This window comes from Amycolatopsis sp. NBC_01307, assembly GCF_035975215.1.
In the GTDB taxonomy this organism is placed as follows: domain Bacteria; phylum Actinomycetota; class Actinomycetes; order Mycobacteriales; family Pseudonocardiaceae; genus Amycolatopsis.
Genome location: NZ_CP108403.1, coordinates 4,050,558 through 4,077,220 on the forward strand (window position 1 = coordinate 4,050,558; position 26,663 = coordinate 4,077,220).

Sequence of the window (26,663 nt, forward strand, 5' to 3'; positions counted from 1 at the left end):
CTGCTGCTCGGCGACTCCCACGCGGGCCCGATCGGCCGCGCGGCGCGGGCGGCCGGGTTGCCGTTCCTGGGCGGCCCGATCGGCGCCGGCCGCGAGTTCACCGACCGGTTCTTCACCGCGCGCGACGCCGACGTCGAGTTCCACCGGCCCGAAGCCGAGAAGCACTACCGCGGCTTCCTCGGCGAACTCGGCGTCGCCGGGCTCGGCGAGCTGGGCGTCCCGCTGGTGACGACGTTCGGGTTCGCCGCGCACTTCGTGGCCACCAAGGAGAACTGGCACCTCTACCGGACCGGCGACGGCTTCCCGCCCGGGTTCCTGGGCAGCGCGCTGTTCGACGCGATCGTCCTCGCGACGGTCCGGGACGCGCTCGCCTTCTACCGGCACGCGCGCGACCTCGGCGTGCGCGTGATCGCCGTGCTGCCGCCGCAGCGGGTGCCCGGCCAGTCGGACGCCGCGGTGTTCCTGGCCGCGCAGGAAACCGTCCGCCGCGCGGTCGAGGGCCTCGGCGTCGAGGTGGCCGACCTGCGCGGGAGGATCACCGGCACGAACGGGTTCCAGCGGCCCGAGCTGTGCGAAGCGGATGACGAAATCCACGGAAACCTGGCCTGGGGACGGATCGTCCTGGCCGAACTGCTCGATCTGGGACTCTGAGACCCGGGAGGAAAGGAAACCATGGAGCAGTACGAACTCGACGCCGTCAAGGCGATCACGACGCGCCCGGCGCGGGAGTACCGGACGCTGGCGGTGCGGGGGCTGACCCCCGTGATCGGGGCCGAGGTCACCTGCCTCGACCTCGGGACGGAGCTGACCGACGAGCAGCTCGCCGAGCTGAAGACCGCGTTCCTGGACCACCACGTGCTGGTGTTCCGCGACCAGGTCATCACCGCCGAGGACCACAAGCGGCTGGCCGCGAGCTTCGGCGAGCTGCGCCCGGTGAACCCGCCGCCGGAGCACGGCGACCCGTACATCCTCGAGGTCGCGACCAGCCCCGAGGCGGCGAACGTGTTCGGCAACGGCTGGCACGCCGACGGCACCGCGGACGCCGAGCCGTCACTCGGTTCGATGCTGCACATCACCGAGATCCCGGAGCCCGGCAGCGGCGGCGACACGCTCTTCGCCAACATGTACCTGGCCTACGACATGCTGTCGCCGACGATGAAGTCGCTGCTGGACGGGCTCACCGCGGTCCACGACGGCGCGCTCGCCTTCCGCGGCCACCCGATCCCGCCGGGCTACGAGCCGCCGTGCAGCGAGCACCCGCTGGTCGTGCGGCACCCGGAGACCGACCGCAAGCTGCTCTACGTCAACCCGGCCTACACCTCGCACATCCCGCAGCTGTCGGCCGACGAGAGCCGCGCGGTGCTCGACATGCTGTTCGCGCTCGTGCCGAACCGGCCGATGCTGGCCTGCCGGGTGCGCTGGGAGCCGAACACGCTGGTGTTCTGGGACAACCGCTGCGCCCAGCACCACGCGGTGTACGACTACTTCCCGCACACCCGCTACGGGCAGCGCATCGCGATCAACGGCGGCCCGCTCAAGGGGTGAGGCTCGCCCGGAGCCCGCCGGCCAGCCGCTGCCGGGCTCCGGGACCGCCCGCGAGCACGCACGCCCGCACGAACGCGGCCGGGTAGGTCGCGGCGTAGGCCGTGACGTCTTCGGCGGCGAACGCGGCGGCCAGCGCGGCGGCGTTCGCCGCCGCGTTGGCTTCGGCGTGCGCTGTCACGTTGGCGTCGGTGTTCGTCGCGGCGTAGGTCTCGCCGTACTCGGTGGCCTCGGCTTCGCTGTGGCCGTGGGCCAGGGCGAACCCGCCGGCCGCCACGGCCGCCGTCGCGTACGCGTCGTCGTAGGGGTAGGCGCGGCGGTAGACGTCACGCAGCGCGGGTTCCAGGGTCGCGCGCCAGGTCTCCGCCGGCACCGGCGTCCCGCGCAGGTGGAGCGCGGCGATGTCGGAGTGCCCCAGCAGCGGCCAGACCGTGTGCCCGTACCAGTGGTGGACGACGGTGAGGCCGCCGTCGAGGAGTTCGCCCACCACCCGCTCCGGCCAGGCCGCCGGCCCCGCTGTGTCCACAGTAAACACTCGGTCAGGCATGCCGCGGTTCCGGGACGATCGCGCTCCCGTCAGTGGTCCTCATGGCCTCGATCCTGCCGTGCCCGCGGACGCGTCGCACTCCGCGTCGCTGTGTTCCCGGGCACCCGGCTTGCCTGCCAAGAAGAGTGAGTGTACGGTCACTCACATGACGAAGCGCGGTGCCACCCTCTCCACCTCGGACGCCCGGCGGGACGCCGTGGTCGACGCGGCCATCGCCGAGTTCGCGCGGAGCGGGTTCCACAGCACGCCGATCAGCACGGTGGCGACCCGGGCGGCCATCTCCCCCGCCTACGTGTTCAAGTTGTTCCCCGGCAAGGTTTCCCTGTTCGTGGCGGCACTCGACCGGTGTTACGAGCAGGTCGTGCACGCGCTCTCGAACGGCGCCGCCCGCGCCGGGGACGCCGAGCCGGAAACCGTCCTGTACGAGATGGGCGGCGCCTACGCCGAACTGATCGCCGACCGGAACCTGCTGATGCTGCAGGTGCACGCCCAGTCGGCCACCGACACCCCGGAGATCGCCGACGCCGTGCGCCGCGGCCTCGCCAAGGTGACCGAGTTCGCGCGCTCCCGCTCGGGCGCGCCGGACGAGCAGGTCCAGCGGTTCATCGCCTACGGCCAGCTCTGCCACCTCATCACGACCCTCGATCTGGACAAGCAACCCGGCGACTGGGCGGCCGTCCTGTCCGCCGGCATCCGCCACCACTGAATCCCCTCCCCACCTGGGGAGTTTCCGCACGGCCCAAGAGTGATTGACCAGTCACGCACCACCTCCGAAAGGACAGTCCCATGACCACGACCACCGAAATCGTCCTCCCCGGCCTCGTCGAGCCGGACGGCCTGCGCGTCACCACCCGCGAACTGCCGGCGCCGGGCCCGGGCCAGGCGCTCCTGCGCGTCGAGGCCAGCGGGATCTCGTTCGCCGAGCAGCAGATGCGGCGCGGCAAGTACTACGACCAGCCGCCGTTCCCGTTCGTGCCCGGCTACGACGTCGTCGGCACGGTGCTCGAGGCGCCCGACCCGGCGCTCGTCGGCCGCCGGGTGGCCGCGATGACCAAGATCGGCGGCTGGAGCAGCCATCTCATCGTGGACGCGGCCGACCTCGTCCCGGTGCCGGCCGGGTTGGACGCGGCCGACGCCGAGACGTTCGTGGTCAACGGGATCACGGCGTGGCAGATGCTGCACCGCAAGGCCCGCGTCCGGCCGGGCGGCACGATCCTGGTCCACGGCGCCAGCGGCGGCGTCGGCACCACGCTGGTCCAGCTCGCCCGCGCCGCCGGGATCCACGTGATCGGGACGGCGTCCGCCCGCAACGCCGACGTCGTGACCGCACTGGGCGCCACGGCCCTCGACTACCGCGGCGACGTCCCGGCCCAGGTCCGCGCGCTGGCGCCCGGCGGCGTCGACGCCGTCTTCGACCACGTCGGCGGCCCCGGCATCGTGGACTCGTTCCGCCTGCTGGCCCCGGGCGGCACGCTGGTGGCGTACGGCAGCGCGTCGACGAAGGACACGGGCGGCAACCCGCGCCCGGCGGTGCTCAAGCTGGTCGGCCGCCTGCTGTGGTGGAACGCCCTGCCGAACCGCCGCCGCACCCACTTCTACAACGTCTGGGGCGGCAAGCGAAACCTCCCGAAGTTCCGCGCGCGCCTGGCGGAGGACCTCACGGCGGTGTTCGACCTGGCGGCGACGGGTGCCGTGAAGGCCCAGGTGGCGGCGCGGTTCCCGCTGACGGACGTCGCAAAGGCGCTGACCCTCGCAGAGTCGGGCACGGTCACTGGCAAGGTCGTTCTCGTGCCGTCGAGTGAGTGACCAGTCACGCATCCCGCGGACGAAAAGAGACCCGACCGATGCGGCCGGGTCTCTTCTCTCGCCAGCAGGTCAGTGGGTCAGTCGGTGCCGGACTCCATGGCGGCCTGGTCCAGCAGCTCGTCGCCGCCCGAGGCCTTGCCGCGGGAGGCGATCACCTCGGCGCCACCCTCGGCCATCGCGCCGATCAGGCCCGTCGAGGCCGCCTGGGCGGCGCCGATCAGCTTCGGGTGGGTGTGCGCCGTGCCGCCGACCATGCCCAGGCTGGCGTACTGCTCCAGCTTGGCGCGCGAGTCGGCGATGTCGAGGTTGCGCATGGTCAGCTGGCCGATGCGGTCCACCGGGCCGAACGCCGAGTCCGTGGTCCGCTCCATCGACAGCTTGTCGGGGTGGTAGCTGAACGCCGGGCCCGTCGTGTCGACGATCGAGTAGTCCTCGCCGCGGCGCAGCCGGAGCGTCACCTCGCCGGTGATCGCGGTGCCGACCCAGCGCTGCAGCGACTCGCGCAGCATCATCGCCTGCGGGTCGAGCCAGCGGCCTTCGTACATCAGCCGGCCGAGGCGGCGGCCCTCGTTGTGGTAGCTGGCGACGGTGTCCTCGTTGTGGACGGCGTTGACCAGCCGCTCGTAGGCCGCGTGCAGCAGCGCCATGCCCGGCGCCTCGTAGATGCCGCGGCTCTTGGCCTCGATGATCCGGTTCTCGATCTGGTCGGACATGCCCAGGCCGTGCCGGCCGCCGACGGCGTTGGCCTCCAGCACCAGGTCGACGGCGGAGGCGAACTCCTTGCCGTTGATCGTCACCGGCCGGCCCTGCTCGAAGCCGATCGTGACGTCTTCGGCCGCGATCTCGACCTCGGGGTCCCAGAACTTCACGCCCATGATGGGCTGGACGATCTCGAGACCGGTGTCGAGGTGCTCCAGCGACTTCGCCTCGTGGGTCGCGCCCCAGATGTTGGCGTCGGTCGAGTACGCCTTCTCCGTGCTGTCGCGGTAGGGCAGGTCGTGCGCCAGCAGCCACTCCGACATCTCCTTGCGGCCACCGAGCTCGGTGACGAAGGCGGCGTCCAGCCACGGCTTGTAGATCCGCAGGGAGGGGTTGGCGAGCAGGCCGTAGCGGTAGAACCGCTCGATGTCGTTGCCCTTGAAGGTGGAGCCGTCGCCCCAGATCTGGACGTCGTCCTCGAGCATGGCCCGCACCAGCAGGGTGCCGGTGACGGCGCGCCCCAGCGGGGTGGTGTTGAAGTAGCTGCGGCCGCCGGAGCGGATGTGGAACGCGCCGCACGTCAGCGCCGCGAGCCCCTCTTCGACGAGAGCTTCCCGGCAGTCGACCAGCCGCGCGACCTCCGCGCCGTAGGCGTGGGCCCGCCCGGGCACCGACCCGATGTCGGGCTCGTCGGCCTGGCCGATGTCGGCGGTGTAGGTGCAGGGGACAGCGCCTTTGTCGCGCATCCACGCGACGGCCACGGAAGTGTCGAGGCCACCGGAGAAGGCGATACCGACACGTTCGCCGACGGGCAGGGAAGTGAGCACCTTGGACATGCGAATGATTATGCACGGCGATGCATCATCGTGCAATTCGGGGTCGCGGAAACCCGTTGACCCCGGCCTGACCTGCTGATTCGGTAGCGGCATGCACCCCGACGAGCCCACCATCAGCACCGCCCTCGTCCGGCGTCTCGTGCGCACGCAGTTCCCCCAGTGGGCCGCACTCCCGGTCACGCCGCTCGCGTCGGGCGGCACGGTCAACGCCGTCCACCGCCTCGGTGACGACTTCACCGTCCGCCTCCCCCGGACCGCCGGGGGCGCCGCGGACGTCGCGAAGGAGGAGCGGCTGCCGGCGACGCTCGATGGCTTGCCGGTGGCGGTCCCGGTCGTCGCCGGGATCGGCGAACCCGGCGAGGGCTACCCGTGGCCGTGGGCGGTGCACGAGTGGCTCGACGGCGAGCCCGCGGTCGAAGGCCACCCATTCGCTCCGGAGGCACTGGCGGAGTTCGTCCTAGCCCTGCGGACGACGAAGGCCGACGGTCCCCCGGCCTACCGCGGCGGTCCCTTGGCGCTCCTCGACCACGCGACCCGCGACGCCGTGGAGGCCTTGCGCCACACCGACGAGCCGTTCGACGCCTCAGCCGCCCTCACGGTGTGGTCCGAGGCCCTGGAAGCACCCTCCGACACGAACTGCTGGGTCCACGGAGACCTGATGCCCAGCAACCTGCTGGTCCACAATGGACACCTCACGGCCGTCCTCGACTGGGCCACCGCGGGCCTCGGCGACCCGGCCTGCGACCTGATCCCGGCGTGGAACCTGCTCACCGAGGCCACGCGCCCGGCCTTCCGCGACGCCGTCGGCGCCGACGACGCGGCCTGGGCACGCGGCCGCGGCCGCGCGCTGTCGATGGCCGTGATCCAGCTCCCCTACTACCGCCACACGAACGCCGTCATCTCCGCCAACGCCCGCTACGTCCTCGCCGAACTCGGCTGCGGTCCAAAGCCGTGAAGGCCTCCTTACCGGCCATAAGAGCCGGTAAGGAGGGGCGGATTCACGCAGTGGTTGCAACACCTGGTGTTTGTTGATCTGACAGTAGCTTCGTGAGGGCCTCGGTTGGTGTCCGCCAGCCGAGGGTCTCCCGAGGCCGCCCGTTCAGCTCCTCCGCCACCCGCACCAGATCATCCGCGCTGTGCTGGGACAGGTCGGTGCCTTTGGGAAAGTACTGCCGGAGCAGACCGTTGGTGTTCTCGTTGCTGCCGCGCTGCCAGGGCGAATGCGGATCGCAGAAGTAGATCTGCAACCCCGTGTCCAGGGTGATCTTCCGGTGATGGGCCATTTCTTTGCCCTGATCCCAGGTCAGCGAGCCCAGCAGCAGCGGCGGCAACGTCTGGATCATCTCGGTCATCGCCGCGGCGACGGTGGCTGCGTCCCGCCCGTGGGGCAGGTGCAGCAGCATCACGAACCGGGTCGAGCGTTCCACCAGCGTCCCGATCGCGGACCGATTGTCCTTGCCCAGGATCAGGTCGCCTTCCCAATGCCCCGGGACCGTCCGGTCGGCGGCCTCGGCCGAGCCGCTCGGAAATGTTGACCATGTCTTGGATCCCGCCCGACGGGCGTTCCCGCCGGGTTTGGGCCTGCCGCCGCGGCATCCGCAACGCCCGCCCGGTCCGCAGTGCCGCGGTCAGTTCCCGGCGCAACGCGCCCCGGCCCTGCACATACAGCGACTGATAGATCGTCTCGTGCGACACCCGCATCTCCGGCCGGTCGGGAAAGTCCAGCACCAGTCTCTCGGAGATCTGCCGCGGCGACCACTTCCGGGTCAGCCCGTCCTGCACCGCCGCCCGCAACGCCGGATCGGCGCGCAGCTTCGCCGGTTTGGGTCGTTTCGCGCGTTCCTCGGCCGCGTGCTGGGCACTGCTGGCCCGGTAGTGGCCGGTCAGGCCGGTGTTGCGGGCCAGCTCCCGTGACACTGTCGAGGCCGGCCGGTCGATCGTTCTGCCGATGGCGCGTGGGCCGTGACCTGCGGCTTTCAGACAGGCGATCTCTTCCCGCTCGGCGATGGTCAGCCGGACCGGCCCGGGCTGGTGGGGTGCGTTGCTGATCACCCCGCCAGCTTGGCGGAACAGCCGCCCGCCTGTGGCGGGGGCGAAACCGGCCGCTTGCGCGGCCGGTTTCGCGGTCAGGCCTGCCCGGATCTGCTGCCAGAACAGCAGCTGCGCCGAGCGTGGTAGCCACCGATGGGTTCGTACCCGTGTCATCGCAGTTCCACCCTTCGCTGGGCGGTGTTGCAACGACTCCATGACTCCGAGAGGCCTTCACGGCTTTCCGGGGCTTGCGGGGGTGCAGGTCAGCTCGGGAGGAGGGCCGGGGCCGTGAGGCGGCTGGCGTTCGCCGCCTCGTCGTCCGGTGCTTCCTGCGCCGTGCGCTCCGCCTCGACGCGGGCGAGGTAGTTCGTCACCTCGCGGGACCGGCGGTGCTCGTCCCAGCCCAGCAGCGGGGCCATCAGCTCCGCGACCCACGGGGCCGCCGTGACGCCGCGGTCGCGTTCCTCGATGGAGATCCGCGTGCGGCGGGTGAGGACGTCCTCCAGGTGCAGCGCGCCCTCGTGCGAGACCGCGTACACCACCTCCGCCTTCAGGTACTCGGACGCGCCCGGCAAGGGCGCACCCAGCTCCGGGCGCTCCGCGATCGACGTCAGGACGTCCTCGATCGCCGAGCCGTAGCGGCCCAGCAGGTGCTCGATCCGCGCCACCGGCAGGCCCGCCCGCGACGCCAGCGCGAACCGGCCGTCCCACAGCTCGTGGTAACCCGCCGCGCCGACGATCGGCAGCCGGTCGGTCCACGACGGCGGCGTCGGGCGACCGACCTCCTCGACCGCGACGTCGACGGCGTCCGCGGCCATCACCCGGTAGGTCGTGTACTTGCCGCCGGCCACGATCACCAGGCCCGGCACCGGGTGCGCCACCGCGTGCTCCCGCGACAGCTTCGTCGTCGCGGCCGCCTTCGCCGCCAGCAGCGGGCGAAGACCGGCGTAGACGCCTTCGATGTCGTCGTGCGTGACCGGCGTGCGCAGCACGGCGTTGAGGTGCTCCAGCACGTAGTCGACGTCCGCGCGGCTCGCCGCCGGGTGCTCGCGGTCGAGGTCCCACTCGGTGTCGGTGGTGCCGACGAGCCAGTGCTTGCCCCACGGGATCACGAACAGCACGCTCTTCTCGGTGCGCAGGATCAACCCGGTGTCGAGGTCGATCTTCTCCCGCGGCACCACGAGGTGCACGCCCTTCGACGCGCGCACGGTGAACGGCGCGGGGATCCCGGCCGCCTCGGACATGTCGTCGCTCCACACGCCGGTGGCGGCGATGACGGTACGAGCGCGCACCTCGATCTCGGCGCCGCTCTCGCGGTCCACGACCTTCGCGCCGACGACCCGCTCGCCGTCACGCAGCAACGACGTCACCCGCGCCCGCGTCAGCACCGAAGCGCCCTGCTCGGCGGCGGTCCGCGCGATGGTCATCGTGTGGCGCGCGTCGTCGACCTGGGCGTCGTAGTACTGGATCGCGCCGACCAGGGCGTCGTCGGCCAGGGCCGGCGCCACCTTGAACGCGCCACGCTTGGACAGGTGCCGGTGCCGCGGCAGCGCGCGGGCCCCGCCGAGCGTGTCGTACAGCGTGACGCCGGCGCCGATGTACCCGCGCTCCCACACCCGGTGCGTCAGCGGCACCAGGAACTTCACCGGCCGGACCAGGTGCGGCGCCAGGGTCTGCAGCAGCAGGCCGCGTTCCTTGAGCGCCTCGCGCACCAGCTTGAAGTCCAGCTGCTCCAGGTAACGCAGGCCACCGTGGATCAGCTTGGACGACCGGCTGGACGTCCCGGCGGCGAAGTCCCGCGCCTCGACGAGCGCGACGGACAGCCCGCGCGACGCCGCGTCGAGCGCGACACCCGCGCCGGTCACGCCCCCGCCGACGACGAGCACGTCGACCTCTTCGCGGGCCAGCTTGCGCAGCGTTTCCGCGCGGTACACCGGGGAAAGCGGTGTCGTGGTGTTCCTCTTCATCTTGTCCTCACTCCACATCTACCCAGTCGAGCGTCCGGCCGACGGCCTTCTGCCAGCCCGCGTAGCCCTCCGCGCGCTGGTCGTCCGTCCACGACGGCTCCCAGCGCTTGTCCTCGTTCCAGTTCTGCTCCAGCTCGTCGGCCGACCGCCAGAAACCGACGGCCAGCCCGGCCGCGTAGGCGGCGCCGAGCGCGGTGGTCTCGGCGACGACCGGCTTCGACACCGGCACGCCGAGGATGTCCGCCTGCAGCTGCATGCACAGCTCGTTCGCGGTGACGCCACCGTCCACTCGCAACACGTCGAGCGTGACGCCGGAGTCGTTCTGCATCGCGTCGACGACGTCGCGGGTCTGGTAGCAGATCGCTTCCAGCGTCGCCCGGGCGATGTGCGCGTTGGTCGTCGCGCGGGTCAGGCCGACGATCGCGCCGCGCGCGTCCGAACGCCAGTAGGGCGCGAAGAGCCCCGAGAACGCCGGGACGAAGTAGACGCCGCCGTTGTCCTCGACCTGGCGGGCCAGGCTTTCGCTCTGCGCCGCGCCGCTGATGATGCCCAGCTGGTCGCGCAGCCACTGCACGGCCGAGCCGGTGACGGCGATCGAGCCCTCCAGCGCGTACACCGGCTTCTCGTCGCCGAACTGGTAGCACAGGGTTGTGAGCAGACCGTGCTTCGAGCGGACCAGCTCGTGGCCGGTGTTGAGCAGCAGGAAGTTGCCGGTGCCGTAGGTGTTCTTGGCCTCGCCGGGCCGGAAGCAGACCTGCCCGACGGTGGCCGCCTGCTGGTCGCCGAGCACGCCGGCGATCGGGATCTCGCCGCCGAACGGGCCGTCCGCGCGGGTCGTGCCGAAGAAACCCGGGTTCGACGACGGCCGGATCTTCGGCAGCATCCGGCGCGGGACGTCGAAGAACGACAGCAGTTCGTCGTCCCAGTCGAGGGTTTCGAGGTCCATCAGCATGGTGCGCGACGCGTTGGTCGGGTCGGTGACGTGGACGCCGCCGTCCGGGCCGCCGGTGAGGTTCCAGATGAGCCACGAGTCGGTGGTGCCGAAGAGCGCGTCACCCGCTTCGGCGGCTTCGCGGACGCCGTCGACGTTTTCGAGGATCCACTGCAGCTTGCCGCCGGAGAAGTACGTCGCGGGCGGGAGGCCGGCCTTGCGGCGGATGACGTCGCCCTTGCCGGAGCGTTCCAGCGCCGAGGCGATCCGGTCGGTGCGGGTGTCCTGCCAGACGATCGCGTGGCCGTACGGGCGGCCGGTGCGGCGGTTCCACACGACGGTGGTCTCGCGCTGGTTGGTGATGCCGAGCGAGGCCAGGTCGCCCGCGGTGAGGTTGGCCTTGTTGAGCGCGGTGGCGATGACCGAGCGGGTGCGCTCCCAGATCTCGGTGGCGTCGTGCTCGACCCAGCCGGGCTTGGGCAGGATCTGCTCGTGCTCCAGCTGGTGGCGGGCGATCTCGTTGCCGCCGTGGTCGAAGATCATGAAGCGGGTGCTGGTGGTGCCCTGGTCTACGGCGCCGACGAAGTCAGGCATGGTGTTCCCCTTCTCAGGCAGCGGGCTCGAGGTCCTTGGCGGACACGGTGTCGAACTGGTCCGTCGGGAGGAACCGCTCGATCAGGTACTTGTAGATCGCGCCGCCGATGACCGCGCCGATCACCGGTGCCACGATCGGGATCCACCAATAGGGGAAGCCGTACTGATCGGTGAACGCCGTGTCGTAGCCGGTGAGCCAGGACGCCAGCCGGGGACCGAAGTCGCGGGCGGGGTTGATCGCGTAGCCGGCGTCGGTGCCCCAGGCCATCCCGATGGCCACGACCAGGAAGCCGATGACGACCGGGGCCAGGTTCGCGCCGGGCGAGGTGTTGCGCAGGTCGGTGATGGCGAAGATGACCAGGGCGAGGATCGCGGTGCCGATGATCTGGTCACGGAAGGCGCCCCAGTCACCCACCGGGAGCGTGCCGTTGCCCGGCAGGGTGGAGAACACCCCCTGGGTCTTGATCGTCAGGCCGGGGTCCTTGGCGGTGAGGACCTCGGTGTAGTTCCAGCGCACCAGCATGGCGGCGACGAACGCGCCGGCGGTCTGCGCGAGGGCGTAGGGGGCGACCTTGCGCCAGGAGAACCCCTTGAACACGGCGAGGGCGACGGTGATGGCCGGGTTGAGGTGCGCGCCACTCACCCGTGAAGCGACGTAGACACCGAGCGTGACGCCGATGCCCCACGCCCAGGCGATGCTGTCGTGGTCCCCGATGCCCGCGGCGGCGACCTGCGCCACCACCCCGCACCCGAACAGGATGAGGATCATCGTCCCCACGAACTCCGCGGCCATTTCGCCGCCGAGTCCACGGGCCTTGAGGTTTCGCACCATTGCTTCCTCCACAAAGGACCAGTTCCCCCTGGTTCGTCCAGCCAAGCCCGCCCGTCACAGCGGGTCAACGGCGGCCGGTCGGCATTGTCGAACGGGCGAAGACGATGTTCGACATTGTCGAATCGGGGCCGGTCGGGCTAGGGTCGCTGGCGTGCCGGGTCCCATCCAGTCCATCGAGCGCGCGGCCGCGATCCTGCGGCTGCTGGCGCGGGGCTCGGGCCGTCTCGGCGTCGGCGAGATCGCCGAATCCCTCGAACTGGCCAAGGGCACGGCGCACGGCATCCTGCGGACGCTGCAGGGTGTCGGGTTCGTCGAGCAGGACCGCGACACGGGCAAGTACCAGCTCGGCGCCACGCTGCTGCACCTGGGCACGAGCTACCTCGACGTCAACGAGCTGCGCTCCCGCGCGATCAACTGGGCCGACGCGCTGGCGTCCCGCAGCGGCGAGGCCGTCCGTATCGGCGCGCCGCTGGAGGGCCGGGTCCTGGTCGTGCACCACGTGTTCCGCCCGGACGACAGCCTGCAGACCCTGGACGTCGGCACGCTGCTGCCGCTGCACGCGACGTCGCTCGGCAAGGTCCTGCTGGCCTACGACACGACGCTGAAGGCCACCACGGAGGCGTACACGCGCCGCACGCTGGTCACCCAGACGGCGATCAAGCGCGAGTGCGCGAAGGTCCGCGAGGCGGGCTGGGCGGCGGAGAACGGCGAGATGATCTCGGACGAGGCGGGCATCGCCGCCCCGATCCGCGGCCACGGCGGCATCGTGGTCGGCGCGATCGGCGTGTCGGGCGCGGCGGACCGCATCTGCGAGCCCGACGGCAGCCCCGCCCCCCGCCTGCTGGGCCACGTCCGCGACGCGGCCCGCGCGGTGTCCCGCGACCTGGGCGCGTCCCGATGGTGACCCGGCCACCGCGCCGTGACGGCGCCCGGGACCGCCACGCCCCACACGCCCCGCCGAAAGCCGTGAAGGCCTCCTTACCGGCTCTTACCGCCGGTAAGGAGGCCTTCACGGCTTTACCTGCGGGCCCGCGCGGCCACTCGATCGTGAAGGAGGTGCGTCCGTGGTCCAGCGGTACGTGATGTCCATCGACCAGGGCACCACCTCCACCCGGTGCATCCTGTTCGACGCCCGCGGCCGGCTCGTGTCGGTCGTGCAGCGGGAGCACCAGCAGCACTTCCCCCGGCCCGGCTGGGTCGAGCACGACGCCACCGAGATCTGGCGCAACGTGTCCCGGATCGTCCCGCAGGCCCTCGCCGACGCCGGGGCGACCGCGGACCAGGTCGTCGGCCTGGGCATCGCCAACCAGCGCGAGACCACCGTCGTGTGGGACCGGCGCACCGGCAACCCCGTCGGGCGCGCGATCGTCTGGCAGGACACCCGCACCGACGCCATGCTCGACCAGCTCGCCCGCGAGCCCGGCGCGGACCGCGTCCGGCAGCTGTGCGGCCTCCCCCTGGCCACCTACTTCTCGGCGCCCCGCATCCGCTGGCTCCTGGACCGCACCCCCGGCCTGCGCGAACGCGCCGAGCGCGGCGACGTCCTCTTCGGCACCATCGAAAGCTGGCTCATCTGGAACCTCACCGGCGGCGCCGAGGGCGGCGTGCACGTCACCGACGTCACCAACGCCTCGCGCACCATGCTGATGAACCTGCGCACGCTGAACTGGGACGTCGAGCTGCTCGACTTCTTCGACGTCCCGCGCGCGATGCTGCCGGAGATCCGCTCCTCGACCGAGGTGTACGGCACCACCAGCCGCGTCGTGCCCGGCATCCGGATCGCCGCCGCGCTCGGCGACCAGCAGGCCGCGCTGTTCGGTCAGACCTGCTTCGCGCCCGGCGAGGCGAAGTGCACCTACGGCACGGGCAGCTTCCTGCTGCTCAACACCGGCCCGACGCCGGTGCTGTCCACCCACGGCATGCTCACCACCGTCGGCTTCAAGATCGGCGACGAGCCCGCCGTGTACGCGCTGGAAGGTTCGATCGCCGTCACCGGGTCGCTGGTGCAGTGGTTCCGCGACGGCCTCGAGCTGATCGGCAGCGCGCCGGAGATCGAGACCCTGGCGCGGACGGTCGAGGACAACGGCGGCTGCTACATCGTCCCCGCGTTCTCCGGGCTCTTCGCGCCGCACTGGCACAGCGAGGCGCGCGGCGTGATCGCCGGGCTGACGTCGTACATCACCAAGGGCCACCTCGCGCGGGCGGTGCTGGAGGCCACCGGCTGGCAGACCCGCGAGGTCGTCGACGCGATGAACGCCGACTCCGGCCTGGCGCTGAAGACGCTCAAGGTCGACGGCGGGATGACCGCGGACAACCTGCTCATGCAGTTCGTCGCCGACGTCCTCGACGTCCCGGTCGTCCGGCCGATGGTGGCCGAGACGGTGTCGCTCGGCGCGGCCTACGCGGCGGGCCTGTCGGTCGGGTACTGGCCGGACCTGGAGGGCCTGCGGCGCAACTGGCACCGGGCCGGGCAGTGGCTGCCGGCGATGGACCCGGCGCGGCGCACCACCGAGTACGGGCACTGGCGCCAGGCCGTCGAGCTGACGTTCGGCTGGATGCGCCCCGGCCCGGCCGCCGTCGCGCCCGGCTCGGACCTGGTCGAGGTCCTGCTGGCCGACCACCGCCGGTTCGAGCAGCTGTTCCGCGACCTGCGCAACACCGAGGCCGACCGCCCGGCCCTGGTCGCCGAGCTGGCGGCGCTGCTGGTCGCCCACGCGACGGCGACCGAGCGCATCGTCCGCCCGGAAGCACCCGGCGAGCTGTTCGCCGACGACCTCCTGGCCGCCCTCGACCCCGACGACGTCGAGAAGGCGTTGCAGCGCCTGGAGAATCTCGTCGACACCCACGTCCGCGGCGAAGAACGCGGGCTGCTGAACGACCTGCGCGCCACGATGTCCACATCGGACCGGACGGCACTGGGCCGGGCGTTCGCCGCGGAACGCCACCGCCAGCTGGACCTGGGCAGCGGCGACCCGGCCTACATCCGCGACCTGGGCGACCGCCTGCGGCTCTAACCCGCCTCCAGGACGAAGAACAGGAAGGTCGGGAAGGTGTCCAGGATCGGGAAGTCGTCGGGATACACCTCCCGCGCCTCCGGCGTGGGGTGCGGCTCGTGGATGACGGAGATCCTGAAACCGGCCTCGGTGAAGGCGTCGGTCATCGCGTGCAGTGGCTTGTTCCAGAACGTCATCCTGCAGGGCCGGCCCTGCAGCACGAACTCGTCGGTCCAGGTGTAGCGCTCGAAGTAGTCGGGCCGGGGACCTTCCGCGCGGTGCGTGAGGTTGACCATCATCGGGTGGTTGACCGACGCGATGAGCCGCCCGCCGGTGCGCAGCACGCGGTGCAGCTCGGCCAGCGTCGGCTTCCAGTCCTCCAGGTAGTGCAGCACCAGGGACGCCATGACGTCGTCGAACGCGGCGTCGGGGAAGGGCAGCGGGTCGGCCAGGTCGGCGACGCGCAGGTCCGCGTCGCCACCGAGCCGTTGCCGCGCCTGCTCGACCATCCCGGCGCTCTGGTCGAAGCCGGACACGACGGCACCCCGGTCGCGCAACGCCACGAACAGCGGGCCCGAGCCGCAGCCGGCGTCGAGGATCCGCCGGCCGGTCACGTCACCGGCGAGCGCCAGGGCCGCCGGGCGTTCGTAGCAGGCGTTCATCAGGCTGGTCTCGTTCTCGGCCGTGTAGGCCTCGGCGAAACCGTCGTATTCACTCGTTTCCCGAGCCATGCGGCCCATCGTGGCACGACTCGTTCAGAAGTGGCCGCGGATCGCCGCCGTCAGGCCGGGATTCCCTCCGGTACCGAGCTGCCCAGCCGAGCGCGCACGCGGGCCGCGAAGAGGTCGTAGCGCGTCGCCATCCGGGCGGTGGGACGGCGGATCGGCTCGTGCTCGGACACCGGGCCGAACTCCTCGCCGTCGCGGAACTGTTCGCGGGTGAGGTCGAGTTCCAGGCCGCTGGGCAGGCGGTTCCAGTAGTGCAGGCCGGCGCGTTCGCCGTCGGGCCGGAACACCTCCGAGCAGAGCAGGACGCCGCCGAGGAGGACCTCCAGCTCGGTCAACGACCACACAGCAGTCATCCGTCCTCCGGCTCGCGTCACCTCAACAGTAGCGACCGAACCCAATGTAACGAAACGATAACGGCGGAATCGCGGTTTGAACCACCCTCGACTTCTGGCCGTTTCAGCCAATGCCGGAACCAGTGACACCGGACGCGGTCCCCGACAACCGCGTGCGGTGCCACTCCCCCGGGTTCCGCGCGTTCTCCCAGCCGGGCACGCAGCTTTGTTCGCCGTGCCCGGAAAACCTAACGAGGTGAACAACTCCATGTCCCGATCCCCCGCCACGGGCCGGCACCGCGTCTCCCGCAGAACGAAGATCGCCACCGGCGGTCTCGCTCTCGCGATCGCCGTCGGCGGCATCGTCGTCGCGACCACCGCCGGCAAGACCGGTGAAGCCAGCGCCGACCCCGCCGACCCGTCGTTCTTCCTGGACATCGCGAAGGTCCCGGCCGGCAACTTCGTGAACAAGGCGCTGCAGCAGAAAGGCGCGCGCGGCACGTTCACGGTGAACTGCGGCCGCAACGAAAACGGCCACTTCAACCCCGACAACTTCATCGCCCAGCCGGGCGTGCGCAACGGTGCCCAGCACCTGCACGACTACGTCGGCAACCTCTCCACCAACGCCGACTCGAACAACAAGAGCCTGTCGAAGGCCGGTACCACCTGCAAGAACGGCGACAAGTCCGCCTACTACTGGCCGGTTGTCCGCATCGACACCGGTGAGGACGAGGAAGCCGAGGCGAACCCGCCGGCCAGCGTGCCGGCGAGCGATCGCGCCGGTGCGGCCAAGGACAACGCGTCCACGCAGGTCGACTGCCCGGACGTCGCGAGCCAGCTGCCCGAAGACGTCCCCGACCAGGCGATGGACGAGGTCAACAACAACCTCACCCAGATCGACCAGCAGATCGACGAGGCGAACAAGCGGATCGCCAAGGGTGACCTCAAGACGCCGCAGGACGTCCAGAACGCCGTCGTCGGCCCGCTCAAGGACAAGCGGACCGCGGTGCTGAACCGGATCGCCACGGCGATCGGGCGCAACGCGGCCAAGCCGACCAACCTCGGCGGGCTCGCCGCGTGCGCGCTCAAGCAGGGCGGCCAGGGCGGTCTCGACAACGGCGGCCAGGCCAGCAACGGCGACAAGAACGCGTCGGCCGGCCAGAAGCAGCAGAAGCAGACCGACGGCGCGGCCGCGGAACTGCCCGGTGTGAACGACCAGAACGAGGTCGCCGGCAACGACGGCGAGATCCAGCGCGTCCAGTCCGCGACCATCACGTTCACCAGCGGTGGCGCGCGGAAGGTCGTCGCGATGCCGCAGTTCCTGCGCATCCTCTACGGGGACGCGAAGCAGAGCACCAACGGCCCGGCCAACGCCAAGCCGAGCTGGACCTGCACCGGGTTCGAGGACCGGCTGACCGACCACTACCCGATCTGCCCGGCCAACAGCAAGGTCGAGCGGATCCACGCCTTCCCGAACTGCTGGGACGGCAAGAACATCGACAGCACGAACCACCGCACGCACATCGTGTTCGCCGACCAGCAGGGCAAGTGCCCGCAGGGCTTCAAGAACGTGCCGCAGCTGGTGATCAAGCTCGTCTACAACATCCCGCACGACATCCAGGTCAAGGGTCAGTACAAAGTGGACGCTTTCCCGCAGGAGAGCCACAACCCCCGCTCGGACCACGACGACTTCGCCAACGTCATGGGCCAGTGCCTGATGAACCAGGTCGTCAAGTGCATCAACAGCGGCCACCGCTGCTCGCAATAACGACTGTCCGTGAATGCCACATTGAGGGACACTACGTCCCTCAATGTGGCATTCACGGCTTTCGGGGCTACGAGGCCGCGCGGCGCTTCGTCCAGATGTCGTAGGCCACCGCGGCCAGCAGGACGACGCCCTTCACCAGCATCACCCGCTCGCTCGGCGCGCCGATCAACGACATGCCGTTGTTGATGACCGCCATGATCAGGCCGCCGGTGATCGCGCCGACCACCTTGCCGACGCCGCCCTGCACCGCCGCGCCGCCGATGAACGCCGCCGCGATCGCGTCCAGCTCGAAGTTGACGCCCGCCGTCGGGCCGGCCTGGTTGAGGCGGCCGGCGAAGATGATCCCGGCCAGGGCCGCCAGCACGCCCATGTTGACGAAGATCCAGAACGTCACCGACTTGACCTTGACGCCCGAGAGCGTCGCGGCCTGCAGGTTGCCACCGATGGCGTAGATGTGCCGGCCGAACACCGACTTGCCTGCCACCAGCGAGTAGCCGAGCACCAGCGCCGCCAGCAGGATCAGCACCCACGGCAGGTTCTTGAACCGGGCCAGCTGCACCACCAGCGCGAGCACGATCACCGCGACACCGGCGATCTTCAGCACGAAGATCGCGAACGGGTCGACGTCCTGGCCGTAGCCCAGCCGGGCCGAGCGCTTGCGCCACTGGGTGAACGCGATCCCGGCGACGGCCGCGACCCCGGCGAGCAGCGACACCAGGTCGGCGCCGCCGAGCGGGCCGAGGGCGATGTTGCCCAGGTAGCCGTCGGTGAAGCCGTTCGACAACGTGCGGATCGCGTCCGGGAACGGGCCGATGCCCTGGTTGCCCAGCACCGTCAGGGTCAGCGCGCGGAACACGAGCATCCCCGCCAGCGTCACGATGAACGCCGGGATCCCGAAGTAGGCGACCCAGTAGCCCTGCCAGGCGCCGATCACGGCGCCGACGACGAGCGTGATCAGCACCGCGAGGAACCACGGCAGGTGCCAGTTCACCATCAGCACCGCCGACACCGCGCCGGTCATCGCGACCGCCGACCCGGCCGACAGGTCGATGTGCCCGGAGATGATCACCAGGATCATCCCGATCGCGAGGATCAGCACGTAGGAGTTCTGCACGATGATGTTGGAGATGTTCTGCGGCTCCAGCAGCGCACCACCGGTGAGCACCTCGAACAGCACCACGATCAGCGCGAACGCGACGTAGATGCCGCTCTGGCGCGGGTTGATCGAGATCCGCCGGGCGGAGTGCTCGACCGGGGGCGCGTCGGGCCGCGCTTCGGTCGTGGTCATTCCCGTTCCTTCGTCATGTAGTGCATGAGCAGTTCCTGGGTGGCTTGTTCACGGGTCGCCTGGCCGGTGATCCGCCCGGCCGACAGCGCGTAGATCCGGTCGCAGAGCCCGAGCAGCTCCGGCAGCTCGGAGGAGATGACCAGCACGGCCTTCCCCTGCGCGGCCAGTTCGTTGATGATCGAGTAGATCTCGAACTTCGCGCCGACGTCGATGCCGCGGGTCGGCTCGTCGAGGATCAGCACGTCCGGGTCGGTGAAGATCCACTTGGCCAGCACGACCTTCTGCTGGTTGCCGCCGGAGAGCTTCCCGGTCACGCTCTGCACGGTCGGCGCCTTGATCCGCAGGTCCCGGCGGAACCCGTTGGCCGTGTCGTGCTCGGCGTGCTCGTTGACCCAGCCCCGCTTGGCCAGCTTGCCCAGCCCCGCCGCGGACACGTTGCGCTGGACGTCCTCGATGAGGTTGAGCCCGTAGCGCTTGCGGTCCTCGGTGGCGTAGGCGATGCCGTGGCGGACGGCGTCGCGCACCGTCCGGACGTCGATCTCCTCGCCGTGCTTGAACACCCGCCCCGAGATGTCCTTGCCGTACGAGCGGCCGAACACGCTCATCGCGAGCTCGGTGCGTCCGGCGCCCATCAGCCCGGCCAGCCCGACGACCTCGCCGCGGCGCAGGCTGAGGTTCGCGTGGTCGACGACCACCCGGCCCGCCTGCGTCGGGCTGTGCACCGTCCAGTCCTCGATCCGCAGCACCTCGTCGCCGATGTCCGGCTCCCGGGGCGGGAACCGGTGCTCGAGATCGCGCCCGACCATGCCGGTGATGATGCGTTCCTCGGTCAGGCCGGCCGCGTCGAGGGTGTCGATGGTGCGCCCGTCCCGCAGGATCGTGACGGTGTCGGCGATCGCGGTCACCTCGCCGAGCTTGTGCGAGATGATCACGCACGTGACGCCGTCGGCCCGCAGTTCGCGCAGCAGCTCCAGCAAGTGCGCCGAATCCTCGTCGTTGAGCGCCGCGGTCGGCTCGTCGAGGATCAGCAACCGGACCTCTTTGGACAGTGCCTTGGCGATCTCGACGAGCTGCTGCTTGCCGACGCCGAGGTCCCGCACCGGCGTCACGGGGGCCTCCACGAGGCCGACGCGCTTCAGGAGCGCGTCGGCCTCGTGGTTGGTGCGGTTCCAGTCGATCCAGCCCCGCTTGTTCCGTTCGTTGCCGAGAAAGATGTTCTCCGCGATCGAAAGCTGCCCGCACAGCGCGAGCTCCTGGTGGATGATGACGATTCCGCGCCGCTCACTGTCGCGCACCGAACCGAACTCACACCGCTGCCCGTCGAAGTGGATCTCGCCGTCGTACGTCCCGTGCGGGTAGACGCCGGAAAGCACCTTCATCAAGGTGGACTTCCCGGCACCGTTCTCCCCGCAGATCGCGTGGATCTCGCCGCTGTTCACCGACAGCGTGACGTCCGACAGCGCCTTCACCCCGGGGAAGGTCTTGGTGATCCCGCGCATGCCGAGCAGTTCGGTCATTTCAGCTGACCTGCCGTGTAGTAGCCGGAGTCGACGAGCTCCTTCTGGTAGTTCGCCTTGTCCACGGTCACCGGCTGCAGCAGGAACGACGGCACGACCTTCTTGCCGTTGTCGTAGTCGGTGGTGTTGTTGACCTCGGGCTTGCCGCCCTTGAGCGCGGCGTCGGCCATCTTCACCGTGGTGTCGGCGAGGATGCGGGTGTCCTTGAAGATCGTCGAGTACTGCTCGCCGGCGATGATGGACTTGACCGACGCGACCTCGGCGTCCTGCCCGGTGACCACCGGGTACGGCTGGCCGGCGGAGCCGTAGCCGTTGCTCTTCAGCGCCGAGAGGATGCCGATCGACAGGCCGTCGTACGGCGAGAGGACACCGGAAACCTTGGCGCCGCCGGTGTAGGTCGAGGTGAGCAGGTTCTCCATGCGCTGCTGCGCGGTGGCCGGGTCCCAGCGCAGGATCGCCGCGCGGGCGAAGTCGGTCTGGCCGCTCTTGACGACGAGCTTGCCGCTGTCGATCAGCGGCTTGAGCACGAACATCGCGCCGTTGAAGAAGAACGTCGCGTTGTTGTCGTCGGGCGAGCCGGCGAACAGTTCGACGTTGAACGGACCGGCGCCGGTGCCGAGGCCCTTGACCAGCGAGTTCGCCTGGTCGACGCCGACCTTGAAGTTGTCGAAGGTGGCGTAGTAGTCGACGTTCGGCGAGTTGCGGATCAGCCGGTCGTAGGCGATCACCGGGATCTTCTTGTCGGCGGCCTCCTGCAGCTGCGTGGTGATCGCGGTGCCGTCGATCGAGGCGATGACCAGGAGCTTGGCGCCCTTGGTGATCTGGTTCTCGATCTGGTTGACCTGCGTCGGGATGTCGTTCTCGGCGTACTGCAGGTCGACCTTGTAGCCGAGCTTCTCCAGCGCGGCCTTGATGTTGTCACCGTCGTGGATCCAGCGTTCCGACGACTTCGTCGGCATGGTGACGCCGACCAGGCCGCCCGCCGCGCCACCGGCACTGGCGGCCGGTGCCTGGTCGGCGGTCTTCTGGCTCGAACCGCACGCCGAGAGCGTGAGCACGAGCCCCGCGGCGGCGATCCCCGCCATTGTTCTGGTGAACTTCATTGTTCCTCTTCCTTTCTCAGAAGCCTTTTCAGAAGCCTTGAGCCAGCCGGTAGTACGCCTGGTTCCAGCGAATGCGGTCCGCGAAGCCGTGCGGAGTGGTGTCCTTGTCGATCACGAGCAGCTCGACGCCGAGCAGGTTCGCGAAGTCGCGCAGCGTCTCGGTGCCCACGGCCTGGGTGAGCACGGTGTGGTGCGGGCCGCCCGCGGTGATCCACGACTCCGCGGACGTCGCCAGGGTCGGCGCGGGCTGCCACACCGCCCGCGCGACCGGCAGGTTCGGCAGCGGCTCGTCGGGCGGGACGACGTCGATCTCGTTGGCCACCAGGCGGAACCGGTCGCCGACGTCGACCAGGCCGAGGGTGACGCCGGGCCCGGGGGCGGCGTCGAACACCAGCCGGACCGGGTCCTCGCGGCCGCCGATGCCCAGCGGGTGGATCTCGCACGACGGCGTCGCCGCGGCGATGCTGGGACAGACTTCCAGCATGTGCGCGCCGAGGATCTTCGGCGTGCCCGGCCCGAAGTGGTAGGTGTAGTCCTCCATGAACGACGTCCCGCGCCCGGTGCCGGTGCCCATCGCCTTGACCGCGGCGAGCAGCGCGGACGTCTTCCAGTCGCCTTCGCCGCCGAAGCCGTAACCGTCGGCCATCAGCCGCTGGACCGCCAGGCCCGGCAGCTGCCGGAGGCCGCCGAGGTCCTCGAAGTTCGTCGTGAACGCGCCGAACCCGCCGTCGTCGAGGAACTTCCGCAGCCCGGCCTCGATCTTCGCCGCGTACCGCAGCGACTCGTGCCGCGCTCCCCCGGCGGCCAGCTCCGGGACGATGGCGTAGTCCTCGGCGTACCGCTCCAGCAGATCGTCCACTGTGTCCTTTTCGGACACGCCGTCGACCAGCTCGACCAGGTCGTTGACGCCGTAGGTGTTGACCGAGACGCCGAACCGCAGCTCGGCCTCGACCTTGTCCCCCTCGGTGACCGCGACGTCGCGCATGTTGTCGCCGAAGCGGGCCAGGCGCAGGTTCCGCAGGTGGCCGGCGCCGATCGCGGCGCGCGCCCACGCGTCGATCCGGGCGACGACGACCGGGTCGGTGACGTGCCCGGTCACGGTCTTGCGCGGGATGCCGAGCCGGGTCTGGATGAACCCGAACTCGCGGTCGCCGTGCGCGGCCTGGTTGAGGTTCATGAAGTCCATGTCGATCGTGGACCACGGGAGCGCCTCGTTGAGCTGGGTGTGCAGGTGCAGCAACGGCTTGCGCAGCGCGTCCAGCCCGGTGATCCACATCTTCGCCGGCGAGAACGTGTGCATCCAGGCGATCACGCCGACGCACGCGGCGTCGGCGTTCGCCTCCTGCAGCACCCGGCGAATCGACGACGCCTCGGTCAGCACCGGCTTGCCGACGATCTCGGCCGGCAGCCCGCCGGCGCCCGCCAGGAGCTGCTGGATGCGCAGGGACTGGCCGGCGACCTGCTCGAGGGTCTCCTCGCCGTAGAGGGCCTGGCTCCCGGTCAGGAACCAGAGCTGCGGTTTGGCCGCGGAAGTCATCGTTCTCCTCATCGAGATCATTGCTGGCCGTAGACGTTCTGGTACCGGGCGTAGAGCCGGTCGACGTCCTCGGGCGGCAGGGGTTCGGGTGTACCCAGCTCGAAGGCCTTGTGCACGGTGCGGGCGACGTCCTCGACCATCACGGCCGCCTTGACGGCGTCGCGGGCGGTGCGGCCGACGGTGAACGGGCCGTGGCTGCGCATCAGCACGGCCTTCGACCGGCTCGTGCGCAGCGTCTCGACGATGCCGCGGCCGATCGAGTCGTCGCCGATCAGCGCGAACGGCCCGACCGGGACGTCACCGCCGAACTCGTCGGCGATCATCGTGAGCACGCACGGGATCGGCTCGCCGCGCGCGGCCCACGCCGTCGCGTAGGTCGAGTGCGTGTGGACGACACCGCCGATCTCCGGCATCTCGCGGTAGACGTAGGCGTGCGCGGCGGTGTCGGACGACGGCGCCAGGTCACCGTGCACCAGCTCGCCGTGCAGGTCGGTGACGACCATGGTGTCGGCCGACAGGTCGTCGTAGGACACCCCGGAGGGCTTGATGACCATCAGGTCCCGGCCGGGCACCCGCGCCGAGACGTTGCCCGCGGTCCAGATGACCAGCGCGTTGCGGGTCAGCTCGCCGTGCAGGCTCGCCACGGTCGCCCGCAGTTCCGCGACGGTGTCGAGGACTTCGCCGGTCAGGGACATCAGGACCGTCCTTTCGCGACAGCTCGCCGACGGGCCGCCAGGCGGTGCATGACGTCGTTGGCGCCGCGGCCGAAGTAGTCGTGCAGGGTCGTGTACTCGGCGTACAGCTCGTCGTAGGCGGAGACGTGCGCGGGCACCGGCTCGTACACGGCGGAGCGGGCCGAGCCCATCGCCTCGGCCGCCGCGCGGATGTCCGGGTACGCCCCGGCCGCGACGGCGGCGTGGATCGCGGAGCCGAGCGCGGGTGCCTGCGCCGAGCCGACGACCGAGAGCGGGAGGTTGGTGACGTCGGCGTAGATCTGCATCAGCAGGGCGTTCTTCGTCAGCCCGCCCGCCACGATCAGCTCGGTGATCGGGATGCCGGCCTCGGTGAACGTCTCGACGATCTTGCGGGTGCCGAACGCGGTGGCCTCCAGCAGCGCGCGGTAGACGTCCTCGGCGCGGGTGGCCAGGGTCTGCCCGACGATGACGCCGGAGAGGTCGTGGTCGACCAGCACCGAGCGGTTGCCGCTGTGCCAGTCCAGCGCGAGCAGGCCGTGTTCGCCGACCTCTTGCCGGGCGGCGAGCCGGGTGAGCTCGTCGTGGCTGTCGCGGGCGAAGTGCTCGGTGAACCAGCCGAAGATGTCGCCGACGCCGCTCTGGCCGGCTTCGTACCCCCACAGCCCGGGCACGATCCCGCCGTCGACGACCCCGCACATGCCGGGGACCTCGCGCAGGTCGGCGCCGTTGACGACGTGGCACGTCGAGGTGCCCATGATCGCGACCAGCTGCCCGGGCTCGACGGCCCGCGCGGCGGGCGCGGTGACGTGCGCGTCGACGTTGCCGACGGCGACCGCGATCCCCTCGGGCAGGCCGGTCCAGGCTGCGGCTTCGGCGGTGAGGGACCCGGCGCGTGAACCCAGCTGCCCGAGCGGGTGGTCGAGCTTGCCGGCCACGAACGACTCGAAGCCCGGCGCGAGTTCGCGGAGGAAGTCGCGGCTGGGGTACTGGCCGTCCTGCAGGATGCCCTTGTACCCGGCCGTGCAGGCGTTGCGGACGTAGGTGCCGGTCAGCTGCCAGACGATCCAGTCGGCCGCCTCGACCCAGTGGCGCATCGCCGCGTAGACGTCCGGGGCCTCTTCGAACACCTCGAGGCCCTTGGCGAACTCCCACTCCGACGAGATCAGCCCGCCGTAGCGCGGCAGCCACTTCTCGCCGCGCGCCCGGGCCAGCTCGTTGATCCGGTCGGCCTGCGGCTGGGCGGCGTGGTGGCGCCACAGCTTCACGTACGCGTGCGGCTCGGCCGTGAACTCCGGCAGCTCGCACAGCGGCGTTCCGTCCACTGTGGCCGGAACCATCGTGCAGGCGGTGAAGTCGGTGGCGACGCCGACGACGTCGGCGGGGTCCGCGCCGGCCGCGGCCAGGGCGGCGGGGACGGCGGTGCGCAGGACGTCGACGTAGTCCGCGGGCACCTGCAGCGCCCACTCCGGCGGCAGCGCCCGCCCGGTCGCCGGGAGCTCGCGGTCGACGACGCCGTGGCGGTACTCCGTCACGGCGCTGCCCAGCTCGGCACCGTCCCGCACGCGCACGACGACCGCGCGCCCGGAGAGCGTGCCGTAGTCGATGCCGACGACGAGGGGTTCTGCTGACACTGCCGGTTCACTTCCTTCTGTTAGCGCTAACAGTCGCAGGGGACGCTCAGGGATCGGCCGGGGCCCGCTATCGCGGTCCGGTGCTCTCGCGCACGATCAGCTCGGGCGCGACCAGCGCGCGGTCGTGCCGTTCGCCGCCGCTCATCCGCGCGACGAGCAGGCCGAACGTGCGCCGGCCGAGTTCGATGAAGTCCTGCCGGACCGTGGTCAGCGGCGGAGTGAAGTACGCCGCTTCGGGCACGTCGTCGAAGCCCGCGACGCGGACGTCGCGCGGCACCGAGATCCCGGCTTCGGCGAACGCGCGCAGCAGGCCGAGGGCCATCTGGTCGTTGCCGGCGAAGACGGCGTCCAGGTCCTTTTCCCCGGCCAGCACCCGTCCCGCGTCGTAGCCGGAGCGCGAGCTCCAGTCGCCGCGGACGACCTTGGGCACCGGGGCGCCGTGGCGTTCGAGGGTCTCGCGCCAGCCGGCCTCGCGGTCGCGGGCCTCCAGCCAGTCCTCTGGCCCGGCGATGTGCCAGACCGTGCGGTGGCCCAGGGCGAGGAGGTGTTCGGTGGCGCGGCGGGCGCCGTCGCGCTGGTCGACGGCGATCACCGGGACCGGCGCGTCGTCCCCGCCGCCGACGGCGACGACCGGGATGTCCTCGGGCGCGGCCTCCAGGGCCCGCCCGGCGGTGACGTGCGGCGCGATGACGATGATGCCTTCGACCGCCTGGCCACGCAGGTTCTCGACGGCGTCCGCGATCGACGACCGGCCGGGGCGGCTGACGCTGGAGATCGTGATGGCGAACCCGGCTTCGCGGGCGGCGTTCTCGATGCCGTAGAGCGTGCTGGCCGGACCGTACAGATTGGACTCGAGCGCGAGGACGCCGAGGGTGCCGGTGCGCCCGGTGACCAGCGCGCGGGCCGCGGAGTTCGGGCGGTAGCCCAGTTCCTCGATCGCGGCGAGCACCCGGGCGCGGGTCGCGGGCCGCACCGGGCCGGTCCCGTTGATGACACGCGACACGGTCATGTGCGAGACCCCGGCCCGGCCGGCGACGTCGGTCAGGCTCGGCTGCCGGGTCCCGTTGAGGGGACCGCCAGGGCGGGATCGTTCGGCCACCGACTGCCCCTTTCGTCCACATCGGCGTGGTCCCCGTCACTCGTTCAGGTGACGGCGAGGAGTCAGTGTTAGCGATAACACTCGCCCGGTCAAGCCCGTCCCGCGTAACGGTCTCGTCACGTGCCCTGCCGGTCCACCGGCGATTTCGACGCGTTCGACCAGCGGTTTCGGTGAAAGACTGACCACC

The 26,663-nt window shown here is 70.7% G+C and carries 22 protein-coding genes and 1 pseudogene; 8 read left to right on the forward strand and 15 right to left on the reverse strand.

The features are described 5' to 3' along the window. Positions 1–57 precede the first annotated feature (57 nt). Both OG439_RS16970 and OG439_RS16975 read left to right on the forward strand, forming a co-directional pair. Entirely contained in the window at positions 58–651 is a 594-nt protein-coding gene (locus OG439_RS16970) for a hypothetical protein (protein ID WP_326950328.1), read from the forward strand. Positions 652–672: 21 nt separating this feature from the next. Continuing rightward, the gene (locus OG439_RS16975) at positions 673–1,545 is read left to right on the forward strand and encodes a TauD/TfdA dioxygenase family protein (RefSeq protein WP_326950329.1); all 873 of its coding nucleotides are present in this window, start codon (positions 673–675) and stop codon (positions 1,543–1,545) included. Here the strand turns inward: OG439_RS16975 and OG439_RS16980 are convergent. Then, entirely contained in the window at positions 1,535–2,068 is a 534-nt protein-coding gene (locus tag OG439_RS16980; protein WP_326950330.1) for a hypothetical protein, read from the reverse strand. The two genes, OG439_RS16975 and OG439_RS16980, sit on opposite strands and share 11 nt — an antisense overlap. Before the next feature lie 166 nt (positions 2,069–2,234). Here OG439_RS16980 and OG439_RS16985 point away from each other — a divergent pair, with 166 nt between their 5' ends. Beyond that, positions 2,235–2,795, forward strand: a complete 561-nt coding sequence (locus tag OG439_RS16985) for a TetR/AcrR family transcriptional regulator (RefSeq protein ID WP_326950331.1) — start codon at positions 2,235–2,237, stop codon at positions 2,793–2,795. An 80-nt stretch (positions 2,796–2,875) separates the two neighbouring features. Then, complete coding sequence (locus tag OG439_RS16990) at positions 2,876–3,895, forward strand: medium chain dehydrogenase/reductase family protein (RefSeq protein WP_326950332.1); 1,020 nt, start codon at positions 2,876–2,878, stop codon at positions 3,893–3,895. Positions 3,896–3,972: 77 nt separating this feature from the next. Here the strand turns inward: OG439_RS16990 and argG are convergent, their stop codons facing one another. Continuing rightward, positions 3,973–5,430: an argininosuccinate synthase gene (gene argG, locus OG439_RS16995; RefSeq protein WP_247052477.1), complete on the reverse strand. Its 1,458-nt coding sequence runs from the start codon at positions 5,428–5,430 to the stop codon at positions 3,973–3,975. Between the two features lie 91 nt (positions 5,431–5,521). Here argG and OG439_RS17000 point away from each other — a divergent pair, with 91 nt between their 5' ends. After that, positions 5,522–6,385 carry an aminoglycoside phosphotransferase family protein gene (locus tag OG439_RS17000; protein WP_326950333.1) on the forward strand — a complete coding sequence of 288 codons (864 nt, stop codon included), beginning with the start codon at positions 5,522–5,524 and terminating at the stop codon, positions 6,383–6,385. Between the two features lie 43 nt (positions 6,386–6,428). On the opposite strand, the pseudogene OG439_RS17005 reads toward OG439_RS17000, so the two are convergent. The 4 genes and pseudogenes from OG439_RS17005 to OG439_RS17020 form a co-directional block, all read right to left on the reverse strand. Beyond that, a pseudogene (locus OG439_RS17005) lies at positions 6,429–7,635 on the reverse strand (IS30 family transposase). An 89-nt stretch (positions 7,636–7,724) separates the two neighbouring features. Then, positions 7,725–9,428 (reverse strand): glycerol-3-phosphate dehydrogenase, encoded by a 1,704-nt coding sequence (glpD, locus tag OG439_RS17010; RefSeq protein ID WP_326950334.1) that lies wholly within the window; start codon positions 9,426–9,428, stop codon positions 7,725–7,727. A 7-nt stretch (positions 9,429–9,435) separates the two neighbouring features. Then, positions 9,436–10,953 (reverse strand): glycerol kinase GlpK, encoded by a 1,518-nt coding sequence (gene glpK, locus OG439_RS17015; protein WP_326950335.1) that lies wholly within the window; start codon positions 10,951–10,953, stop codon positions 9,436–9,438. Between the two features lie 13 nt (positions 10,954–10,966). Continuing rightward, entirely contained in the window at positions 10,967–11,785 is an 819-nt protein-coding gene (locus OG439_RS17020; protein ID WP_326950336.1) for an MIP/aquaporin family protein, read from the reverse strand. A 151-nt stretch (positions 11,786–11,936) separates the two neighbouring features. On the opposite strand from OG439_RS17020, the gene OG439_RS17025 reads away from it, so the two are divergent. Then, complete coding sequence (locus tag OG439_RS17025; protein WP_247052482.1) at positions 11,937–12,689, forward strand: IclR family transcriptional regulator; 753 nt, start codon at positions 11,937–11,939, stop codon at positions 12,687–12,689. A 160-nt stretch (positions 12,690–12,849) separates the two neighbouring features. Beyond that, on the forward strand, positions 12,850–14,799 hold the full coding sequence (gene glpK, locus OG439_RS17030; protein ID WP_326950337.1) for a glycerol kinase GlpK: 1,950 nt from the start codon (positions 12,850–12,852) through the stop codon (positions 14,797–14,799). Here glpK (OG439_RS17030) and OG439_RS17035 read toward each other — a convergent pair. Both OG439_RS17035 and OG439_RS17040 read right to left on the reverse strand, forming a co-directional pair. Then, positions 14,796–15,509 carry a class I SAM-dependent methyltransferase gene (locus OG439_RS17035; protein ID WP_326950338.1) on the reverse strand — a complete coding sequence of 238 codons (714 nt, stop codon included), beginning with the start codon at positions 15,507–15,509 and terminating at the stop codon, positions 14,796–14,798. The two genes, glpK (OG439_RS17030) and OG439_RS17035, sit on opposite strands and share 4 nt — an antisense overlap. 50 nt (positions 15,510–15,559) lie before the next feature. After that, complete coding sequence (locus tag OG439_RS17040) at positions 15,560–15,859, reverse strand: YunG family protein (RefSeq protein ID WP_326950339.1); 300 nt, start codon at positions 15,857–15,859, stop codon at positions 15,560–15,562. A 247-nt stretch (positions 15,860–16,106) separates the two neighbouring features. On the opposite strand from OG439_RS17040, the gene OG439_RS17045 reads away from it, so the two are divergent. Continuing rightward, positions 16,107–17,606, forward strand: a complete 1,500-nt coding sequence (locus OG439_RS17045) for a DUF1996 domain-containing protein (protein WP_326950340.1) — start codon at positions 16,107–16,109, stop codon at positions 17,604–17,606. Positions 17,607–17,673: 67 nt separating this feature from the next. On the opposite strand, the gene mmsB is transcribed toward OG439_RS17045, so the two are convergent. The 7 genes from mmsB to OG439_RS17080 form a co-directional block, all read right to left on the reverse strand. Next, positions 17,674–18,894 (reverse strand): multiple monosaccharide ABC transporter permease, encoded by a 1,221-nt coding sequence (gene mmsB / locus OG439_RS17050; protein ID WP_326950341.1) that lies wholly within the window; start codon positions 18,892–18,894, stop codon positions 17,674–17,676. Next, positions 18,891–20,411 carry a multiple monosaccharide ABC transporter ATP-binding protein gene (gene mmsA / locus OG439_RS17055; RefSeq protein ID WP_326950342.1) on the reverse strand — a complete coding sequence of 507 codons (1,521 nt, stop codon included), beginning with the start codon at positions 20,409–20,411 and terminating at the stop codon, positions 18,891–18,893. Before mmsA ends, mmsB begins: the two co-directional genes overlap by 4 nt. Next, positions 20,408–21,514 carry a multiple monosaccharide ABC transporter substrate-binding protein gene (gene chvE / locus OG439_RS17060; RefSeq protein ID WP_326950343.1) on the reverse strand — a complete coding sequence of 369 codons (1,107 nt, stop codon included), beginning with the start codon at positions 21,512–21,514 and terminating at the stop codon, positions 20,408–20,410. Before chvE ends, mmsA begins: the two co-directional genes overlap by 4 nt. Positions 21,515–21,542: 28 nt before the next feature. Then, the gene (gene araA, locus OG439_RS17065) at positions 21,543–23,051 is read right to left on the reverse strand and encodes an L-arabinose isomerase (RefSeq protein ID WP_326950344.1); all 1,509 of its coding nucleotides are present in this window, start codon (positions 23,049–23,051) and stop codon (positions 21,543–21,545) included. A gap of 17 nt (positions 23,052–23,068) precedes the next feature. Next, positions 23,069–23,746 (reverse strand): L-ribulose-5-phosphate 4-epimerase, encoded by a 678-nt coding sequence (locus tag OG439_RS17070; protein ID WP_326950345.1) that lies wholly within the window; start codon positions 23,744–23,746, stop codon positions 23,069–23,071. After that, positions 23,746–25,377 carry a ribulokinase gene (gene araB, locus OG439_RS17075; protein ID WP_326950346.1) on the reverse strand — a complete coding sequence of 544 codons (1,632 nt, stop codon included), beginning with the start codon at positions 25,375–25,377 and terminating at the stop codon, positions 23,746–23,748. Before araB ends, OG439_RS17070 begins: the two co-directional genes overlap by 1 nt. A 67-nt stretch (positions 25,378–25,444) precedes the next feature. Beyond that, positions 25,445–26,476, reverse strand: a complete 1,032-nt coding sequence (locus OG439_RS17080; RefSeq protein ID WP_326950347.1) for a LacI family DNA-binding transcriptional regulator — start codon at positions 26,474–26,476, stop codon at positions 25,445–25,447. Positions 26,477–26,663: the final 187 nt, after the last annotated feature.

Bases quoted from the DNA above. Each gene is read 5' to 3' on its own strand.
- OG439_RS16975 (WP_326950329.1), top strand. From the start codon at position 673: ATGGAGCAGTACGAACTCGACGCCGTCAAGGCGATCACGACGCGCCCG.
- OG439_RS16985 (WP_326950331.1), top strand. From the start codon at position 2,235: ATGACGAAGCGCGGTGCCACCCTCTCCACCTCGGACGCCCGGCGGGAC.
- OG439_RS16990 (WP_326950332.1), top strand. From the start codon at position 2,876: ATGACCACGACCACCGAAATCGTCCTCCCCGGCCTCGTCGAGCCGGAC.
- argG (WP_247052477.1), bottom strand. From the start codon at position 5,430: ATGTCCAAGGTGCTCACTTCCCTGCCCGTCGGCGAACGTGTCGGTATC.
- OG439_RS17000 (WP_326950333.1), top strand. From the start codon at position 5,522: ATGCACCCCGACGAGCCCACCATCAGCACCGCCCTCGTCCGGCGTCTC.
- glpD (WP_326950334.1), bottom strand. From the start codon at position 9,428: ATGAAGAGGAACACCACGACACCGCTTTCCCCGGTGTACCGCGCGGAA.
- glpK (WP_326950335.1), bottom strand. From the start codon at position 10,953: ATGCCTGACTTCGTCGGCGCCGTAGACCAGGGCACCACCAGCACCCGC.
- OG439_RS17020 (WP_326950336.1), bottom strand. From the start codon at position 11,785: ATGGTGCGAAACCTCAAGGCCCGTGGACTCGGCGGCGAAATGGCCGCG.
- OG439_RS17035 (WP_326950338.1), bottom strand. From the start codon at position 15,509: ATGGCTCGGGAAACGAGTGAATACGACGGTTTCGCCGAGGCCTACACG.
- OG439_RS17040 (WP_326950339.1), bottom strand. From the start codon at position 15,859: ATGACTGCTGTGTGGTCGTTGACCGAGCTGGAGGTCCTCCTCGGCGGC.
- OG439_RS17045 (WP_326950340.1), top strand. From the start codon at position 16,107: ATGTCCCGATCCCCCGCCACGGGCCGGCACCGCGTCTCCCGCAGAACG.
- mmsB (WP_326950341.1), bottom strand. From the start codon at position 18,894: ATGACCACGACCGAAGCGCGGCCCGACGCGCCCCCGGTCGAGCACTCC.
- mmsA (WP_326950342.1), bottom strand. From the start codon at position 20,411: ATGACCGAACTGCTCGGCATGCGCGGGATCACCAAGACCTTCCCCGGG.
- chvE (WP_326950343.1), bottom strand. From the start codon at position 21,514: ATGAAGTTCACCAGAACAATGGCGGGGATCGCCGCCGCGGGGCTCGTG.
- araA (WP_326950344.1), bottom strand. From the start codon at position 23,051: ATGACTTCCGCGGCCAAACCGCAGCTCTGGTTCCTGACCGGGAGCCAG.
- OG439_RS17070 (WP_326950345.1), bottom strand. From the start codon at position 23,746: ATGTCCCTGACCGGCGAAGTCCTCGACACCGTCGCGGAACTGCGGGCG.